Here is an 18,480-nt window from a genome sequence, read left to right as displayed (position 1 = left end):
GATGTGAACACTCAGGAAGGCAAATCATCCGTAACAAATTTTTAATTCAATCGTTAGTACTAGTAAGGCTATTTTACTTCATAGGAGCGTCTGAAGGACCATGATAAAGAAAGAACTCGCACATATTCGCAAGCAGCTTAAGTTGGATCACGACATGCTTGAAATTTTCAACATTCTTAACGTGTATATCATGAAGGAAAGCAACGAGATCTATCATTACGAGCGTCAGCCGTTCGCCCTATTGGACAGGGAGAAGCAGGAACTATATATGGCCAATTTCAAAAAACTGTTGACCGGCGAATTGGATCAGAAGATGTTCGAGTTAAAGTTTCAGGAGGAAGCGGAGACGCCTTCACAGGTGCTTCTCCATCAAGGTCTAGTGACCGGTAATCCAGAAGAATGGCAAGATCTGATGCTCCTGTTGGTGGAGAAAATGTTGGCGGATACCAAATATGAACGGGATACGGTCATTACTTTCGTCCACGGACAATATTTTAAGCCGACCAAGATCAGGAATGAAGAAGCTGAGGAGAGCGAAAAGGACGAGATGTTCGCGAATCCGTTCATTCTGTGCAGTGTGAATTCCACTGAGCAACAGCGGAAAACCCTCATGTTTGATTACGTCGAGCGGGAATTCAAGTATAATGTCTTCGTAGATCCGATCATTAAATTGAACTCGCCGGAGCAAGGTTTTTTCTACCCAAGTGTGACGGACAACTATTCCGACATGAATCGCATTCTGTATTGCACGGGTAAAGCCAACGAACCGAATTTGCATTTCATCGAGCAAGTTTTGAATGCCGAGAAGACCGTGACGGCGCAAGAAGAGAGAGCCATTTTTGAGGAAATCGTGAAAGAAGTGGCGGGAGATCAGCTCGACGCTTCAACGATCGCTCACGTGTACGAGGAAATTCATCGGGTCATTGAGACTAACGAGGAGGAGGAGCCTCCGAAATTGGACTATAAAGATGTGGAACGCATGCTAACGGTGAGCGGCGTGGAGAACGTGACGATGGAAAAGGTGGAACGAGCGTTTCAAACGGTCGTCGACAACAAAAACTATGAACTCAAAGCAAGCAGCGTCATTCCGAAGTTCAATTCGAAATCGATTAAGATTGATACGAAGATCGCCACGATTTCAGTCAGTCCGCAAGATTTAAAGTACGTGAAACAGGTGAATTATCAAGGAAAACGATGTATCTTGATCGAGGTCGACGAAGACGCCGTGATCGAAGGATTTACGCTCAGTACGGAGACGTTGTAGAGTAGGGAAAACTTATACGAATGTGCAGTTGAAAGGTTAAAATATTTTTTCTAACGAATTCTGCAACAAACCGTCAATTTCGCCACGGTGCATAGAAAATTCTAATCAATTCTGGAACAACAGTAACGGTGCCACGCGGGTTTGAACTGAACCCAAAAAGTTAGACACTATATAGTTAGGCAGCTTTGACGGCAAGAGTTCGGTACTGTACCGGGCTCTTGCCTTTTAATTTTGCTTTAATCCGCTTGTGATTGTAGTATTCGATGTACTTTTCCAATTCTATTTTGAATACCATCCGACGCAGGAGAAGGTGTTGGCTTATGCCGAAGCGATCGTCGCACACGGGCTTCCGCCGGGTATTCTGATGACGACAATTGGCACGAAGACTATGGAACTCTTGCATTTCACCAAGGCAGGTTTCCTGACCCTAAGGCCATGAACGATCGGCTGCATGAGCTTGGATTCCGCGTGATGCTTTGGGTCTGCCCGTTCATCAGCCCTGACGGAGAAGTATTTCGCTTCTTGCGAAAACAAGCGTACCTTCTGAGGAGTGCGGATGGGAAGCCGGTTGTTCGCGAATGGTGGAATGGGTTCAGTGGTATTTTGGACGGTACGAATCCCGAGGCGATGAGCTGGTTTTTGAGGGAATTGGAACGGCTTATCGAAACATATGGGGTTGATGGATTTAAACTGGATGCCGGGGACCCTCAGTACTACAAACCGGATGACATCAGAGCACGACCGGTGACGCCAAACGATCAGTCCGAAGCTTGGGCACGTCTAGGTCTTCAATTTGCCTTCAACGAATACCGAGCCTGTTGGAAGCTCGAGGGGCAGCCGCTTGTGCAGCGATTGAGCGACAAAAACCATAGTTGGGGTTTAGACGGGCTTGCCAGTTTGATTCCGAATGGCCTTGCGCAAGGAATAATCGGATACGCATTCAACTGCCCCGACATGGTCGGAGGTGGTCAGTATGAGGAATTAATTCGGTCTGACTTCCAAGTGGATGGCGAATTCTTTGTTCGTTACGCGCAATGCTCGGCACTGTTTCCTATGATGCAATTTTCCACGGCGCCATGGAGGGTACTCGATGAACCGAATTTAACGTGGTGTATTGAAGCGGCAAAACTCCACTGCCGTATGGGACCCGAGATTGCGGAGTTGGCTCGATATGCTTCTAAGACAGGCGAGCCGATCATGCGGCACATGTCCTATGTATTCCCGGAAGCTTTCCAGGCTGCCATGGTTCCGCCGAATATAACGCTTCAATTCTGCTAACGACAAACATCTTATCAAATCGATATAAATCTAATCGTTGTTAGGTATCCCTTCATCTGAACCATAAGTAGAATAAAGATACAGACAAGGAGGGGGCGTATGATCACAAAGGTATATAAATATCGCTGGCAGTACCTCATGATTTTGCCGGCAGTTGTGTTGCTTTTTCTATTCAATTATGTCCCGATGGCGGGCATCCAAATCGCGTTCAAGGACTTTACGATTGGGTCATCTATTTGGGGAAGTCACTGGGTGGGTCTGGACAATTTCTCTTTCGTTCATGATCCGCAATTCTGGAAAGTTGTTCAGAACACCCTGTATATTTCGGTTCTGAAATTCGTTTTCGGATTTCCGATGCCGATTCTTCTCGCTCTTATGATTAATGAGGTTACACACCCGGCCTATAAGCGGTTTGTACAGTCGGTCAGCTATTTACCGCACTTTTTCTCCTGGATCGTAGTGGCCTATATCCTGCAGTCTTTTCTGACCCTGGACGGCGGATTTGTAAACGATTTAATCGGACGGTTGGGGGGAGAGCCAATCTTCTTCCTGGGCTCAACGGAATGGTTCCGCCCCATGATTGTTTCGAGCGGGTTGTGGAAAGAAGTCGGCTGGAACACCATACTCTACCTGGCGGCGATCTCCACGATCGATCCGCAGCTTTATGAAGCTGCGAAAGTCGAAGGTGCGGGCAAAATCGCACAGATACGCCACATTACGCTGCCGGGAATCCTACCAACGATCTCGATTGTTCTGATTTTAAGCATTCCGAGTCTAATCAGTGTGGGAATGGATCAGATCTATCCGATGATGAATTCGGCGAATCAGGAGGTTGCGGATGTTCTCGATACCTACGTACTTCGCAATGGGCTCCAGCAAGGCTATTTCGGCATGGCTACCGCTGTCGGTTTGGTGCTCTCGGTCATTAGTCTCCTTCTCGTAGTGATGACGAACTCGATCTCCAAGAAAATCAACGAAGAGGGGCTGTGGTGACGGATGAAAGCGACTGCGCTTGAACGGGCGGGACAGGGGCTTATCATTTTCCTGCTGGCACTGTTGTGCCTTTCAATTCTTTACCCATTTCTCTATATGCTGGCGATCTCGCTCAATTCCGGCTCGGATGCCGCACGAGGCGGCGTATACCTCTGGCCTCGTTCGTTTACTTGGATCAATTATGAAATCGTTCTGGGTAACGAGGTGATCCGAAGTGCCTATCTGGTCACGATCGCAAGAACGGTTATCGGCACGATTGGCGGGCTTGCCGTCACGCTTGCGGCAGCATACGGGTTATCGTATAAGCAGCTTCCGTTTCGAAGCGGCATTCTGGCCTATATCCTCATCACCATGCTTTTCAATGGCGGATTGGTCCCTTTCTACATCCAGCTGTTTAAGCTCGGACTGACCAATACCTTTTGGGTTTATATCATCCCTGCTCTATTCTCAGCGTGGAATATGTTCGTCATGCAGAAATTCATACAGGGCATTCCCGAAGCGATGATCGAATCCGCCGAACTGGACGGTGCCGGTCCGCTCAGGATACTGATTCAGATTATCATACCGCTTTCGAAACCCATGCTTGCGGCGCTTGGACTCTTTACGGCCGTGGGTCATTGGAACGATTGGTTCTCTGGAGCCTTTTTTGTCAGCGACCAGAATTTGATCCCTGTTCAGACGTTCCTGCAACAGCTGCTGTCAGCCCAAGACCTGTCAGCCATTCTGAGCTCCAATCAAAATCAGGAGGCACTCGCTCGTGGCTCCATGTTGAATGATATCACGTTGATGTCGGTTAAAATGGCCACCGTTATGATCAGCGCGCTACCGATTCTTACCGTCTATCCTTTCCTCCAGAAATATTTTGTCAAAGGCGTAATGATCGGTTCGGTCAAGGGTTAACACTAGGGTATTAGGCTTCTACCATATACCAAACAGTTTTAGGATTAAAAGGGAGGCAGAACATGAAGTTCAAAACAGTTGGTATCAAAAGCACAATTGCACTCACCTCGGCAGCTCTGTTGGTCCTGGCGGCCGGTTGCTCAAACAACAGCAACGGCAATGCAGCTGCCGGACAGAACAGCGCTGGAACGGGGACGAGTTCGGCAAGCCCGAAAAACTCGACGGATGTGGCGAGTTCCAGCCGCTTAAAGCTTTGGTTGGGCAAGTCGGCAACGGTTAACAACGAAAGCTTGATCCAGCAATATTGGAGAACAGTAGAACCGGGGGTTGATGTTCAGGTTGAAGCCACGCAGGGGGACGCCGTCACTGCGCTTAACCTTAAGCTGAATACGGGCGGCTTTGAAGACGCGGCTATCTTTGATAGGAATCAGGTTGTCAATGATGCCATGAAGCGTTCCAACCTCGTTCAGCCGCTCGAGAAGTACTTTAACATGCCCGAGAAGTATCCGAATCTGGCATCCATTCCGAAGGAATATCTGGATCAGATGAAGGATGCTGACGGACATATTTGGTCGATTCCCTCATGGTTCGATACAAATCCGTCCGCGCCTTGGCCGGGCTGGTCTTCCAACGCATGGTTTATTCGAACGGATATCCTTGAGAAAGTCGGAATGACGGAGAACGACCTCAAGACGCTTAAGGGCGTAGGGACCTATTTGGAGAAGGCAGCTCAATTGAAGGATGAATCGGGCAAGCGGATCCTGCCGGCTGGCATTCTAACGGACGCAAGCGACGAGAATACTGTCCTGGCTACTTTCGGCGTGACGGTCGCTTCGGCGGGAGGTGTTACTCCGGTACAAAAAGAAGGCGAGAACTTTATCTTTCAGTATGACAATCCAGGGTTCAAAGCCGGTTATAAGTGGATGAACAGCATGTATCGCAAAGGGCTCATCGATCCTGAGGCTCTTACCGATAAAAAAGAAAGGTATAAAGAAAAGAACAAAAGCGGCCGGTATGCGATGAACATCGGAAGCTTCTGGAATTTCGACGGGTCATTATGGGAGCAGTTGGATGGTCCGACTGCGCCTGGCTGGTATTATAAACCGATTCCGTTCCCTCAAGTAGAAGGCGTTGCCCAGCTTGGCGCCACTCAAATCGTTAACCCGTATCCGGTCTTCGATACGTATATCAGCAAAAACACGAAGAACCTGGATGCCATTCTCAAGTTTTATAATTATACATTAACGCCGAAACCGGAGATGAACCATATCGTCAATGAGGGGCCTGTCGGCAAATACTGGGGTTGGATTGACCAGCCTAACGGCAAGTGGAAGTTCATAGACCCTAAATACAAAGAGCTGCGCAACGCGGGCGATCCGGCCAAGAAAGCGCAATTGACGCCAGAGCTTTGGATGACTTCGAACTTCAGCAACCAGTGGTACGCCTGGTGGACCTACGGAGAGAATGACCATGCGGGACAGGCAAAAACAGCACAGTTTTCCCAGCAGATCGGTCAATTTGGCTCAACCCGAGTTGCTAAGGATTACGACATGGTGAAGGTCAAGGCTGGAGGCGCTTGGGAAAAATATTTACCGGAGCTAGGTAATGTGTATAAAGAGTATCGGGCTAAGTTGATGATGGCTAAGGACGATGCACAATTCGAGCAGGCTTGGAAAGATTTCACTTCCGCACTAGAGAAACGCGCACACTGGAGCGAACTCAAGCAAGAGTGGAGTAAACTGTACCAAGAGATGAACAACAAGTAAGAAGGAATTCGACACTTTATGCTTAATACAGTGGAGCAGCCCCTCAAAAGGGTTGCTCCCTTTGCAGTTTCACGGCTGTGTAACCACCGGGCAGAAGAATGGGAGAATGACTAATGCGACTTTGGATTGAGAGACACATCATTCGTCTGACCCGAACCATGAAGCTTCGCGGCAAAATTGTCGTCTTTTATGGACTGGTCGTTTTCATTCCTACGATATTTTTTGGAGTGGGCGCTGGGTATCTGGCTCTTCAAAACGTTAGAGCCAACTATATGCTCACGATCAATGAAGCAGTAAGGCAGACGTCACAGAGCGTCGAGTTCCGGAAACAAAGCTACGATCTTCTTGCTAACCGGGCGGGTACGGACGGTGAACTCATTTCCAGGCTGGCCCGTACCTATGAGAATATGTCTGAACAGCTTGAGTCCGCTAATTACGTTGACCGTTCGTTCACGCTCATGAGCCGGTATTTGCCCGGAATCGTAGACTTTCGGATTTATCATGCCAACGCTACCTTCGTTGAAGACGGAGGGCTGCTGTGGAAGCCGGCCGACAGATCATTGGCAGGTGTGGACGAGATGTCCTGGTACCACAGTGTCCTGAACTCGCCATTCGTACTACAATGGTCTAACGTACCGGGGGACAACGCGCATCTGATCGTTTCGAGAAAAATAACGAATGCTAGCGGGAATTTCTTAGGTGCCATCTATATGCTCCTGGATTATGACATCGTATTCGGCGAGTTGATGGATAGCCCCTTTACTGGCTCGGGAAGCTTGTATCTCTTGGACGAGCACGATCGAATTGTCGCAGCCTCGGATCGTTCTATGATCGGCGAACCTGCCTCGGATACCGCGCTGTCCAAGCTCTGGGCAAGCGTTGACCGCGCCGAGAGCATCATGGACGGAGGCGATTATTTTACGGTCCGCCGCTTAAACGGAGAATGGAAAGTCGCCGCGCTAATTCAGATGCGGCATTTGGAGAATCAATCGGCGGTGACCGTGTACAGCAACGTGGCCATCACGGTTTTCTTCCTTTTCCTCTCTACGTTCCTTGTCTTGATCGTACTGAAGAACGTCGTTTTGCGTATTCGCAAGTTAGGCGACCGGATGAGCGATATCGCCGAGGGGGATTTCGATGTATCGGTCCAGAGTCGGAGCAGGGACGAGGTCGGGGACCTCGAAATCATGTTTAATCAGATGACCGGCCGCCTCGGGAACTTGGTTGACATGCTCAGCAGTGCCAAATTAAAAGAGAAAGAGTCGTCGTTTCAGGCCCTTCAAGCGCAGATCAATCCGCATTTTATCTATAATTCGCTTAGTTTGCTTCAGTGGCGGGCTCTTGATCAAGGGGATCAGATTCAGGTGGAGACCATCGAGGCCTTGACGACCTTTTATCGATTTGCGCTGGATAACAAATCTAACGTTACATTAATCAGGAATGAGCTCGAGCATGTACGGGCCTATCTGGATATTCAACAGCTTCGCTATCCGGGACGTGTTCGCGCCCACTGGGAGCTGGATGAGGATGTTTTGGACTTGTATTCGATCAAGCTGATCTTGCAGCCTATCGTTGAAAATGCCTACATTCACGGGCGAATCTTTACGCGTCCCGACGCCTGTATTGCCATTAGTATCAAGCGATGCAATAACGAGGTCCGTTTCCAAGTGAGAGATAATGGTATTGGCATGGACCCTTTCACGCTGGCACTCATTCGGAACGGAGAAAAAGCGGGAAATGGCAATGGATTCGGGCTTTCGAATATAAGCGAACGTCTTCATTTATATTTTGGCGAAGCCGGTAAACTGAAGATCGAAAGTACACCTGAAGCAGGGACGGTAGTCACAATCGGGCTGCCTGCCTGTACGGACAAGCCGCACATTCAAAGGGAGGGATAATTATGTTGCAAGCACTCATTGTAGATGACGAGCCATCTCATGTTCAGGGGCTAATACGGCATATCCCTTGGACGAGTCTCGGTTACACCATTCCACTTGCCGCGGAAACAGGCGAATCGGCAATCTCATTACTGCAAGACAATAAAATCGATGTGCTGATCACCGATGTATCCATGCCCGGCATGAACGGTATAGAGCTCGCTGCCGCTGCCAAGTCGATTCATCCGGAAATTCAGATTCTGATCATCAGCGGTTACAATGAATTCGAATTTGCACAGGAAGCCATTGAAGTGGGGGCACAAGGGTATGTGCTGAAGCCTCTTAAGCTAGGGGAAATTGAGCGTAAACTAACCGTGTTTCGACAAACTTTGGAGCAAATTAAACAAATCAACGAACAGACATTACGGCTCAAAGCGATGGTGTCTGGCAGTCAGGAGTTGCTTAAGGAGTCATTCATTATTGAATTACTGGAAGATGAGACTATGGAAGGTGACATGCTGGCCTCATGGTGCCATCTTCTAAATCTCCCCAGCTTGACGGAGGGAATTCAGCTCATTGTAGTTGCGATCGATGACTATATCTTATCCGGCAATGATGCTAAAAGTCGGCTTATGCTGAATTCTGCTCTTCTGCAATCGGTTTCTGTAGCCCTACAAGATATGGGTTTCGTTCTGGTTTCGAAGCTTAGACCTGACGGGGTCGCAGCCATTCTGGTCAATCCGACGGCCGAAATGAGGAGCTGGATCGACAAACAAATGAGCTTCATTCAGGACTATATGCGAAATACCTACCAAGTGCCAGTTACGATCGGCATCAGTCGGGGAGGATGTGTATGGACAGAGATCGGGCAGCTCTTGCGAGAGGTAAAGTATACAATCGCCGATGCTCTGCAGAGCGGGAGCGGCCAGCTCGTGCATGTCGGGAGAACGGAGCGAAAGGCTTACGAGGACTTTAGGCTGCGCGAAATCATGCTTCCGGGCTTGCTCACGCTCGCAGAAAGCGATGAGCCGGATCGGCTAGTAGATGAAGTCGGACGGGCGTTTGAGGAGTTGGAAGCCAATGCCCACTCGTTCGCTTATATCCGGTCTTTCAGTATAAGTCTGATGGGCGAGTTATCACGTAAGCTGTGGCATGATATGGAAGCGCTCACTAATCTAAGTAACCGTGCCTGGCATCGGCTTTTGGAGTGTAAAACGGTCGGTTCGCTGAAGAACATCGTTCTCGAATATATCGACTCAGCTCTCGCGCTTGCGGGGAAAGAGCGAACCATTCAGCAGCATCACCTCATCCATCGCATCGCCTCCTACATTGAAGATCAGCTGCCGATCAGCGTGACGGTCAAGCAGTTGGCAGACATGTTTCATCTCAGCGCAGGACATTTAAGCGTATTGTTCAAGAAGGAAACGGGGCAGACGATCTCCGACTATGTTAAGGGCTTACGAATGAAAAAAGCGAAGGAATTGCTTCAAGACCCGACAATCAAGATTTACGAGGCAGCCGAGCGAGTCGGCTTTCAGACTCCCGCTTACTTCACCTATCAATTCAAGAAGAATGAGGGCTGCACACCTCAGGAATATCGGGACCGATATTACCGCTGACGATCAAAAGCTTGGCACTCTTTGCGCGATCGTGCGAGTCGGAAGCCGGAGCGTCTTGTCCATAGGATCGAAGCGATTTATAGCAATGCCTCATGTTTGATTACGTCGAGCGGGAATTCAAGTATAATGTCTTCGTAGATCCGATCATTAAATTGAACTCGCCGGAGCAAAGTTTTTTCTACCCAAGTGTGACGGACAACTATTCCGACATGAATCGCATTCTGTATTGCCGGGTAAAGCCAACGAACCGAATTTGCATTTCATCGAGCAAGTTTTGAATGCCGAGAAGACCGTGACGGCGCAAGAAGAGAGAGCCATTTTTGAGGAAATCGTGAAAGAAGTGGCGGGAGATCAGCTCGACGCTTCAACGATCGCTCACGTGTACGAGGAAATTCATCGGGTCATTGAGACTAACGAGGAGGAGGAACCTCCAAAGTTGGACTATAAAGATGTGGAACGCATGCTAACGGTGAGCGGCGTGGAGAACGTGACGATGGAAAAGGTGGAACGAGCGTTTCAAACGGTCGTCGACAACAAAAACTATGAACTCAAAGCAAGCAGCGTCATTCCGAAGTTCAATTCGAAATCGATTAAGATTGATACGAAGATCGCCACGATTTCAGTCAGTCCGCAAGATTTAAAGTACGTGAAACAGGTGAATTATCAAGGAAAACGATGTATCTTGATCGAGGTCGACGAAGATGCCGTGATCGAAGGATTTACGCTCAGTACGGAGACGTTGTAGAGTAGGGAAAACGTTCACGCAGACGGCGCAATTGGCGTGCTCAGTTTTGTTAAGTACATACCATCCTGATCCAGTGAGACGTCGATACATTCCTAAAAAGGATGGAAAACAAAGACCGCTCGGAATACCGACGGTTCGAGACCGAGTCGTACAAATGGCAACAAAACTAATGATTGAACCCATCTTTGAAGCGGATTTTCATGAAACATCCTTCGGATTTCGCCCGAAACGTGGTGCAAAGGGAGCACTAGACCGAATCCGTAAAGCCTGCAACCGTAAAGGGAATTGGGTAGTCGACATCGATATCCAAGGCTACTTCGACAACATTAACCAAGACAAGCTAATGAAACTGGTGCAAATGCGCATCAATGACAGGCGGATATTGAAGTTAATTAGGAAGTGGCTACAAGCGGGAGTTATGGAAGAAGGATCGGTAAGACGCTCCGACTTAGGCACACCACAAGGTGGCGTCATCTCGCCGTTACTGGCAAATATCTACCTCAACTACTTCGACCAAATGTGGGAGAAACATGGAAAAGGAGTAGGTGAGTTGACACGGTACGCAGACGACATGGTTGTAGTTTGCAAGACGAAGAAAGAAGCGGACCATGCGTACAAACTCATCGTTACGATTATGGAGCGTTTAGAACTCACCTTACACCCCACCAAAACACGCATAGTAGGCTTGTGGATAGGAGACGAAGGATTCGACTTTCTAGGCATGCACCATCGGAAAACAAAAGCAGAAACATCCCAAGGCAACGTGTATTTCACAACGCAACAGTGGTTAACGAAAAAGGCAGAAGAACGCATACGGGAAGTGGTTAAAGAAAGACTTGCACCACCGAGTTCACGTTCACGCTCTTTTGAGGAACAGGTAGGATGGCTCAATCCTAAAATTCAAGGATGGAGAAATTACTACCACACGACCTACAGCCATAGGAAATTAGCGAAGTTGGACTGGTACATACTGCAAAGGTTAACCCGTTGGTATGCTAAGAAAAGACAAAGAAATAGATGGATAGGTTCATTTCAAGAAGTTAAATATATTGCCAGACAAATGGGGCTTAAAACGTTGTTGTAATCCGCATGCTCATGATTGAAGAACATCGGAAAGCCGTATGAGGGAAAACTTCATGTACGGTTTGATGAGGAGGGGCTGAATATTCAGCCCTTTACTCTAGTCAAGTAACGGGAGGATAATGCAACTATGATTAGTTTTTATGCGTCTATTAAAAAATAAAGGGGGAATTAATTTTGGTTCTCTGGGGAGTTCCTTTTGTAGCAATCACGGCTTTCCTATTGGGGGTATTTATATATTTTCTTTCTGCCCTTTTATTTCTTAAAAGAAAATCAACGAGAACAAAGCTATTAAGAGTTATTTTCGCAATTATTGTCTCGGTTTCTTTTTTCTTAAAATACATGAACAATCTCGCGAACCTTGACTAAGCTAACGAGGAACTATAGTTCAATCACGACTTGACGGCAGCTGGCACACAATCGGCTGCCGTTGTCTGTTGAAATAACGGGCAACATAGTTCAAGATTAACCACGGTGAACCTTATCACAAGTAACGGCAAGTTTTTTTGTTGAAATGAAAAAAAAAGACCGTTTAAACTGCTTTGGAAAGATGATATCCTCGATACAGATTATGGTGAGAGCGAGTGATCTTTGATGATAATTAAATTGTACAGGGAAAGGGTGAAGGATAAACAATAGAGGAGGTAAATTTTTGTGCAATCATTTGGAACTAATGAGCATTCAAGCTGAAGTTCTCTATATTCATGATTATGCTGGACGTATCACAACGATTAATGAACCTACGAACCAGTCTGCTCCTCGATTTTTTTGGGGACAGACCGATGCTGGCAGCATTGTAAGATTCCGCAGCGACACACCAGATCGCTTAGTCCATGACATCCTGCAATTCATGGGTCAGAGTGATTCAACCGAGCAACTTGCTAATGTTATTCGGGCATTGGAAAAGGACAGAGGAATTAAAGGCATATGGATGGGGCCGGCTTTTGCTTTTCAAGAAATCGTAAAGGATTACACAGACGCCACATTGGTCACTGAAGACAATAAATACTGTTTGGAACCAGGGTTTCCTAGTCTATTATCGGAACTGAAGTTTCGAGGACCTTGTTTTATGGTGACGGAAAACAACATGGCTGTATCTGTCTGTTTTAGCGCAAGAAGTAGTGATAGGGCGGCAGAGGCCGGAGTCGAGACATTGAAAGATTATCGAGGTAAAGGATATGCGATGCGCGTAACGTCCTCGTGGGCTCAAGCGATACGACGGTCTCGAAGGATCCCTTTATATAGTACATCATGGGATAATTATTCTTCCCAGTCTATTGCAAAACGCCTCCGTCTTCACCTTTATGGAACGGACATTTCAATATATTAAGGTTTAGATCAAAAAGAAAGACCATCCCACATGGTCTTAAAACTTGTCGTTACAGATAGCACGGTAACCCGTATCATTTAGAAAAGCTAATCTATTACTAACGGGTACTATAGCTTACACCGCGACAGCCGACCATTTACGATTGGCTGTGTTTCTATGCTAACGAGCAGCATTTGTGATAATAGCTAATTATTTACTTTTGATAGGGTGGCGAAGCAATGATAAACCATGAAGTCTTTGGAGAAATAGAATTCGACCTTCATTGTAGTGATTCGTATGTTCCCAAGAAATAGAAGGACTGTTGGGTTGTTATTTGATTCAAAATGGGAATCCTCACTTGGAGTAGCGGTAAAATTCGAAAATGAAAATCTGTCAGAAGTAGGTTTCCAAGATATCGTGCTTTAGAATTTCTCACTTCATTACGGTCCCTCGGGAAACGTTAGTTGAAAAATAATGGAGCAGTTTGCCGCGCTGGCATCTGCTCTTTTTCATTGAAATAATGGGCAGTTTAGTGTACCAAAAGTTCTAAAATCGCGTACTGGGTACATTCTTGATTCAGAAGTATGAAATTTAAGAAAAATTTTATAAATACCCCACTTTTTATTAAACAGTTTTCCTTATCCTTATTAGAAGAGGTAAGGAGGAGTGAGGACGAGAACAATGAATCTAACGAAACTAATGAATCGCCTTGTGGTGCCAGGACTGTTTGCCTTATACATGCTTACCTTATTTAGAGTCATTTTATTTAAGTACGGCTCGATTGATATAGACTTTCTTTGGCATCGACTGCAGAAAAATCTGGAAAATCCTGAGTATAGTATGCACCGAATGCAGTATGGTAATTTTATTCCGCTTAAAACAATTTCCGATACCGTTCTAAGTCCGTCAAGTCATGAAGTAATCAATTTGGTCGGGAATATCTTGGCATTCATGCCGTATGGAATTTTCCTTTTATTATTGTCTAAAAGCAAAACGATTTCGCTTATTGGAGTATTTATCCAATCACTGGGAATGAGCATACTCTTGGAATGCTTGCAGGTCTTTTTTTCCATTGGAAATTTTGATGTGGATGATCTGATCCTGAATACCTCTGGAGGCCTACTCGGGTACTGTGTTTTTAGGTTGTATGGCAAGTATGTTGGAATTAAACAATTGTAAGGCTCTCGTCTTAAGTCATTATCTTAACGCAGAACGATAGCTTCATAACGGCATCCGGTGGGAGTCCTCTAGCCGTGAAGGCTCTTCTATACAAGCACAAATCAAATCGGTTGCATGGAACATTATGCAAAGATTCCTCGTCTAATAAGCATATGAATGACAGGGGGTTCCGAAATGAAAGATAATTTTAGAAAAAGTAAACTTCTTGCGGCTGGCATACTGCTGGTACTGATTGTGACTGCGTGTGCTAATTCTTCTGGAAATTCGATTTCATTGGAAAAACGACAAGTCGCAGCGGCCGGAGTTGATGTGCGTATCGTCAAAGCAAGCAACGAGTTCGGCATGCAGCTCCATCGGCAACTGGTCCAAACGGAGCAGAACAAGAAGAAAAACATATTCATTTCGCCGACCAGCATTTCTTTGGCGCTCGCCATGACTTACAACGGAAGTAAGGGGGAAACGCAAGTCTCAATGGCCAAAACGTTGGGCTGGCAAGGCATGTCCCTGGATGAAATGAATCGGGGCAACGAGACGCTTATCTCCCTTTTGCAGCAGCCGGGCAGCGACGCTCAAGTGCGTATTGCCAACTCGCTTTGGACACGTAAAGGAAAACCGTTTCACAGTGATTTTACGAAAACCAATCAGGCGTTTTACGACGCGAAAGTAACTGAGCTCGATTTCAACAGTCCCAAAGCTCCTGACACGATCAATGACTGGGTAAACAAGAATACCAACGGAAAAATTCCCGAGATGATCGAATCCATCGATCCCATGGAAGTTTTGATCCTGATGAATGCGGTCTATTTCAATGGCGGGTGGAAAAAGGAATTCCAACCTTCTGCAACGAAAGAAGAAAGCTTCAAACTGCAGGACGGTTCCACCAAGCAAGTGCAGATGATGACGCAGTCAGGCTCCTATGAATATTTGCAGGAAGAGGAATTTCAAGCCATTCGCTTACCTTACGGAGAGGGACAGATGGACATGCTGGTCATTCTTCCGGATGAATCTTCTTCACTGGGTGCTCTCCATGACAAGCTTTGGACGGATCCCAACCGCTGGCACAAATCGTTCCAGTCGAACCGGGGTGAAATCAAGCTTCCCCGTTTGAAGATCGAATACAGCGAAAAGTTGAAAGAACCGCTCAAGGCCATGGGCATGACACTGCCCTTTGACGAAGTCCATGCAGATTTTTCCGGCATGGCCCCTGTTCCGCCCAACCTTTTCATCAGTGCGGTAACACACAAAACGTTCATCGAGGTCAATGAAAAAGGAACGGAGGCAGCTGCGGTCACTTCGGTACATATGGCAGGGGCTTCAGCACCAATCGATGAACCGTTCCAGGTGACGATAAACCGGCCGTTCTTTTTCGCAATTGAAGACCGCCAGACCGGTGCATGGCTTTTTGTAGGGTCCGTGGTCGAACCATAAACGCCCGTACTTAAAACTGCAACGTGTTACTCCACATCAACTGAGGAGAGTGTCTGTTTTTGCTTGGTAGATAAGGTGTTTATTAAACTAACGAGGAACGATAGCTCATTAAAACAGTGGTAGTCTAGGACTTTATTTTCTCGTCCAAGGCTGCCGCTGTTTCTTTTATTGGGGTCAGTCTAAAACTTATTTTACGAAGGCTGCCGATTTTGTAATTCTAAAACCCGCGTGGGATCAGCAACTCCAGTCTAAAACTTTATTTTCAACGAACAGCAAGACAGTTTAGGATGAGAGGGCTGGCAAGTAGCTCTCTTTTCTATTGTGTGCATAGATAGGTAAATTATGGTAATAATGACCTTTGTGTAAATTTGATATGACAAGGGGAACTTCTATGCACTTTGTAATAGGTTTCATCATCATTGGGGCAGCTTATCGGTGGGGGGATTGGCGGAACTGGAAGAAGTATCATTCGACCATGATGTACTTTGCGCTGGGGAACTTACTGTACCACTATCTCTGTGCCAACCATCTGTTATGGCAGTTAATGCCTGACTTTTCCCTTAGTCATAGTATAACCGAAATGATCTATACCTTTATTGTTTTCCCGGCTACAGCGCTGCTATTCCTAACGAACTATCCAGAGGGTCGGATGAAGGTCGTCTTTCACTATATCCAATGGGAACTCATTTACGGCGGTACAGAATACGTTTTGCATATGTTCGGGCGAATTCAGTATCAATATGGCTGGGGGTTTTGGTGGTCCTTGTTATTTGACTGCACGATGTTTCCTATGTTGAGACTTTTCTCGGTGAAGCCCCTGCTGGCGTATTTAGTTTCAGCTGTGCTTACGGTCTTCTGGGTGGTGCTGTTCAAGGTTCCGGTGAATGTGCCAATTGAGCTTAGGGGATCGTAGCGCCCTATAGCTGATCTAGATGCAAAAAGTGCATGTGATTTGTAAGGAATTGATGGCAGAAGGCAGTTGTTCTGCACAACATGCAGGTCATTTGAGCGATATGGCTTGGAATCGGGGTGAAATGAGGTAATTACCTGTAGGAAATGCAGGTTGTGATTTATGCGAAGGATGTGCCGGAAAGCATGGGCCCAACGATGCGTCATTGAGCTAACGGGCAGGATAGTGGGGAAATATGTTAGAATTGGAACAAACCATATTGTTTTAAAATCTTAGGAGGACTTGATGAAACAAGGAGAAATAATTCATAAGACAATATCCTCCCTTAAACAAAGACTACTCGAGGGGAACGGCTTATTAGATATACAGTTACAAGAGGGTAACAGAGCAAAGACCACATGTAAATTTAACATGCCTGCTATAGCAGAAGATCTAATAAGTTTTCAGAAAAGCTTAGGATTCAAACTCCCCGAAGACTATTACAATTTCCTCACAATATGTAATGGTTGTTCTTTATTTGATGATCCTCAATATGGCGGTTATATGCATGGCAAGATATACACCAGGCTACGTACGAGGAACCAAATGAAGGCTATTTGAAGATCGCTTACATTTATCAGGATAATATTGTGATTAATTTAGATGCTTATAACGAAGGAAGTAATAATTACTTAATGGTCAAAGGGCATATTGACCACTTCCAAGAGTCACGCCCCTTATTGATGAACTTTGAATTGTGGTTTGACCGTTTCATCATGAGTCAAGGTGCAAAGTTTTGGAACTGGTCTATATATGATGCTGAGAACTATTACCGACTAAGAGGTTAATACGGATTCAAGACATCTTGTTCAACTAGTGAGGAACGATAGTTACACATCAACAGGCTGCCGGCATCATTGGCAGCTTGTTCAGCTAAAGGGCAGTAATGTTAATATTGAGTTTTGGTAATAATGAGCAAAAAGCGGGGCAGGTTAACGCAAGATTAAGCGGGGTACTATTATACCCTATATTTACCAATCAGCTCACAACATTCAAACAGTAAAACACGAAGATACCGTGGAGATGATGGGCTCCTGCGCCAATGGCATCTCCCGAAAGACGCGGTTCTAAGTATTTAATTTTGTGAATGTGGAGGAATAATTTGAATATTGGTATAAAGATAATGGCGTTAGGAATATTGTGTGTCGTTGTAGCTTCATACCTAGATACTTCTGGTATAGTTGGTCATGATTATGAGTTTTTTCTTGTTATTGTTGGTGTAATTTTAGGGGCAGTGGGTCTCTTCATGAAGGACACCTAATGCGATGGGTGGTAGTACGACCATAGCAATTTTTTCTTTGAAAGGACCCAGCGCTCAACTAACGCAGAACGATAGTGGAGGAGCTTGCAGTGATGCAGCTCCTCTTTCTCATTGAAGTAACGGGCAGTTTGATAGTGCAACAATTGTCTCCCATTTTCGTCTATATATTTACTTGGAAATAATTGGAGGGGTGTTTAAAATGAAACAACTATGCTCATTGTTATTTGTATTACCATTTATAATTACTGCTTGTAGTACGGAAACAGATTTGGCGGCAAGCTCTAATATCGAGAATCAGAAAAAGGAAGCTGTTGCGCAACAGAACAAAATGCCAAAAGTAATGCCCACCGATTTCGATTTCGCGGTTCGTTTCGGATATGGTGAAATTACTAAAAATGAAATCAATACCTATCAAGATACGGTTACAAAAGATTTGATAATGAACGGAGATATAACAGCAAAAATCACTTTTACCTTAGAAGAGATGCGCAGCATTTATGAGAATATGAGAGAGATAAATATCATGGGAACGAAAGAGTTGGTACCAACTAACAAGAATTGTTCTAGCATCCCCTATAATGAAGACAGTTGGAAAATTAGTGTAGATGGAGAAACAAAAACATTTACTTGGTCAGATAAAAATTGTGACGTAACGAGCGATGCAAAGCAACTACTAGGATTACGAACATTCATCCAACATATAGTTGCGGGTAAGGATTCTTATAAAGAATTACCCAAAGCTGAGGGTGGTTATGAATAAACAAATAGAAATTCAATTGGAAAATGCTATTCAACTAACGAGGAACGTTAGTAATAAAAAGTTCAACATGAA

The 18,480-nt window shown here is 45.8% G+C and carries 15 protein-coding genes and 2 pseudogenes; 16 read left to right on the top strand and 1 reads right to left on the bottom strand.

The genetic code is table 11. The annotated features are described in order from the left end of the window. Nucleotides 1-100 precede the first annotated feature (100 nt). Nucleotides 101-1,264, top strand: a complete 1,164-nt coding sequence (locus tag QFZ78_RS12980; RefSeq protein ID WP_307548036.1) for a DUF4317 domain-containing protein — start codon at nt 101-103, stop codon at nt 1,262-1,264. A gap of 175 nt (nt 1,265-1,439) precedes the next feature. Here QFZ78_RS12980 and QFZ78_RS12975 read toward each other — a convergent pair. Next, a pseudogene (locus tag QFZ78_RS12975) lies at nt 1,440-1,532 on the bottom strand (IS3 family transposase); the annotation flags it as partial. A gap of 20 nt (nt 1,533-1,552) precedes the next feature. On the opposite strand from QFZ78_RS12975, the gene QFZ78_RS12970 reads away from it, so the two are divergent. The 15 genes and pseudogenes from QFZ78_RS12970 (at nt 1,553) to QFZ78_RS12905 (ending at nt 18,408) form a co-directional block, all read left to right on the top strand. Next, nucleotides 1,553-2,542, top strand: a complete 990-nt coding sequence (locus QFZ78_RS12970; RefSeq protein WP_307555652.1) for a glycoside hydrolase family 31 protein — start codon at nt 1,553-1,555, stop codon at nt 2,540-2,542. A 99-nt stretch (nt 2,543-2,641) separates the two neighbouring features. Beyond that, nucleotides 2,642-3,535: an ABC transporter permease gene (locus tag QFZ78_RS12965; protein WP_307548035.1), complete on the top strand. Its 894-nt coding sequence runs from the start codon at nt 2,642-2,644 to the stop codon at nt 3,533-3,535. Nucleotides 3,536-3,538: 3 nt separating this feature from the next. Further along, complete coding sequence (locus QFZ78_RS12960; protein ID WP_307548034.1) at nt 3,539-4,435, top strand: carbohydrate ABC transporter permease; 897 nt, start codon at nt 3,539-3,541, stop codon at nt 4,433-4,435. A 62-nt stretch (nt 4,436-4,497) separates the two neighbouring features. Next, entirely contained in the window at nt 4,498-6,201 is a 1,704-nt protein-coding gene (locus tag QFZ78_RS12955) for a type 2 periplasmic-binding domain-containing protein (RefSeq protein ID WP_307548033.1), read from the top strand. Between the two features lie 113 nt (nt 6,202-6,314). Beyond that, entirely contained in the window at nt 6,315-8,099 is a 1,785-nt protein-coding gene (locus QFZ78_RS12950; RefSeq protein ID WP_307548032.1) for a cache domain-containing sensor histidine kinase, read from the top strand. A gap of 2 nt (nt 8,100-8,101) precedes the next feature. After that, a complete protein-coding gene (locus QFZ78_RS12945) occupies nt 8,102-9,697 on the top strand; it encodes a response regulator transcription factor (RefSeq protein ID WP_307548031.1) in 1,596 nt (531 codons plus the stop codon). A gap of 89 nt (nt 9,698-9,786) precedes the next feature. Further along, nucleotides 9,787-10,442 (top strand): annotated as a pseudogene (locus QFZ78_RS12940) (DUF4317 family protein); the annotation flags it as partial. A gap of 31 nt (nt 10,443-10,473) precedes the next feature. Beyond that, nucleotides 10,474-11,526: a group II intron reverse transcriptase/maturase gene (gene ltrA / locus QFZ78_RS12935; protein WP_307548029.1), complete on the top strand. Its 1,053-nt coding sequence runs from the start codon at nt 10,474-10,476 to the stop codon at nt 11,524-11,526. A 648-nt stretch (nt 11,527-12,174) separates the two neighbouring features. After that, nucleotides 12,175-12,852: a GNAT family N-acetyltransferase gene (locus QFZ78_RS12930; RefSeq protein WP_307548027.1), complete on the top strand. Its 678-nt coding sequence runs from the start codon at nt 12,175-12,177 to the stop codon at nt 12,850-12,852. Nucleotides 12,853-13,119: 267 nt separating this feature from the next. Continuing rightward, nucleotides 13,120-13,257, top strand: coding sequence for a DUF6985 domain-containing protein (locus QFZ78_RS38550; RefSeq protein WP_373460022.1), 138 nt, complete (start codon nt 13,120-13,122; stop codon nt 13,255-13,257). 255 nt (nt 13,258-13,512) lie between these two features. Then, entirely contained in the window at nt 13,513-14,010 is a 498-nt protein-coding gene (locus QFZ78_RS12925) for a VanZ family protein (protein ID WP_307548026.1), read from the top strand. 174 nt (nt 14,011-14,184) lie between these two features. Beyond that, complete coding sequence (locus QFZ78_RS12920; RefSeq protein WP_307548025.1) at nt 14,185-15,438, top strand: serpin family protein; 1,254 nt, start codon at nt 14,185-14,187, stop codon at nt 15,436-15,438. A gap of 391 nt (nt 15,439-15,829) precedes the next feature. Then, nucleotides 15,830-16,351 carry a CBO0543 family protein gene (locus QFZ78_RS12915; protein ID WP_307548024.1) on the top strand — a complete coding sequence of 174 codons (522 nt, stop codon included), beginning with the start codon at nt 15,830-15,832 and terminating at the stop codon, nt 16,349-16,351. A gap of 282 nt (nt 16,352-16,633) precedes the next feature. Further along, the gene (locus QFZ78_RS12910) at nt 16,634-16,948 is read left to right on the top strand and encodes an SMI1/KNR4 family protein (protein WP_307548023.1); all 315 of its coding nucleotides are present in this window, start codon (nt 16,634-16,636) and stop codon (nt 16,946-16,948) included. Between the two features lie 899 nt (nt 16,949-17,847). Further along, nucleotides 17,848-18,408 (top strand): hypothetical protein, encoded by a 561-nt coding sequence (locus QFZ78_RS12905; RefSeq protein ID WP_307548021.1) that lies wholly within the window; start codon nt 17,848-17,850, stop codon nt 18,406-18,408. The last annotated feature ends 72 nt before the right edge of the window (nt 18,409-18,480 follow it).

It is taken from the genome of Paenibacillus sp. V4I5, assembly GCF_030817255.1.
In the GTDB taxonomy this organism is placed as follows: domain Bacteria; phylum Bacillota; class Bacilli; order Paenibacillales; family NBRC-103111; genus Paenibacillus_E.
The sequence above is the reverse complement of the archived record's forward strand: the minus strand, read 5'-3'. Positions and strand labels throughout refer to the sequence as shown.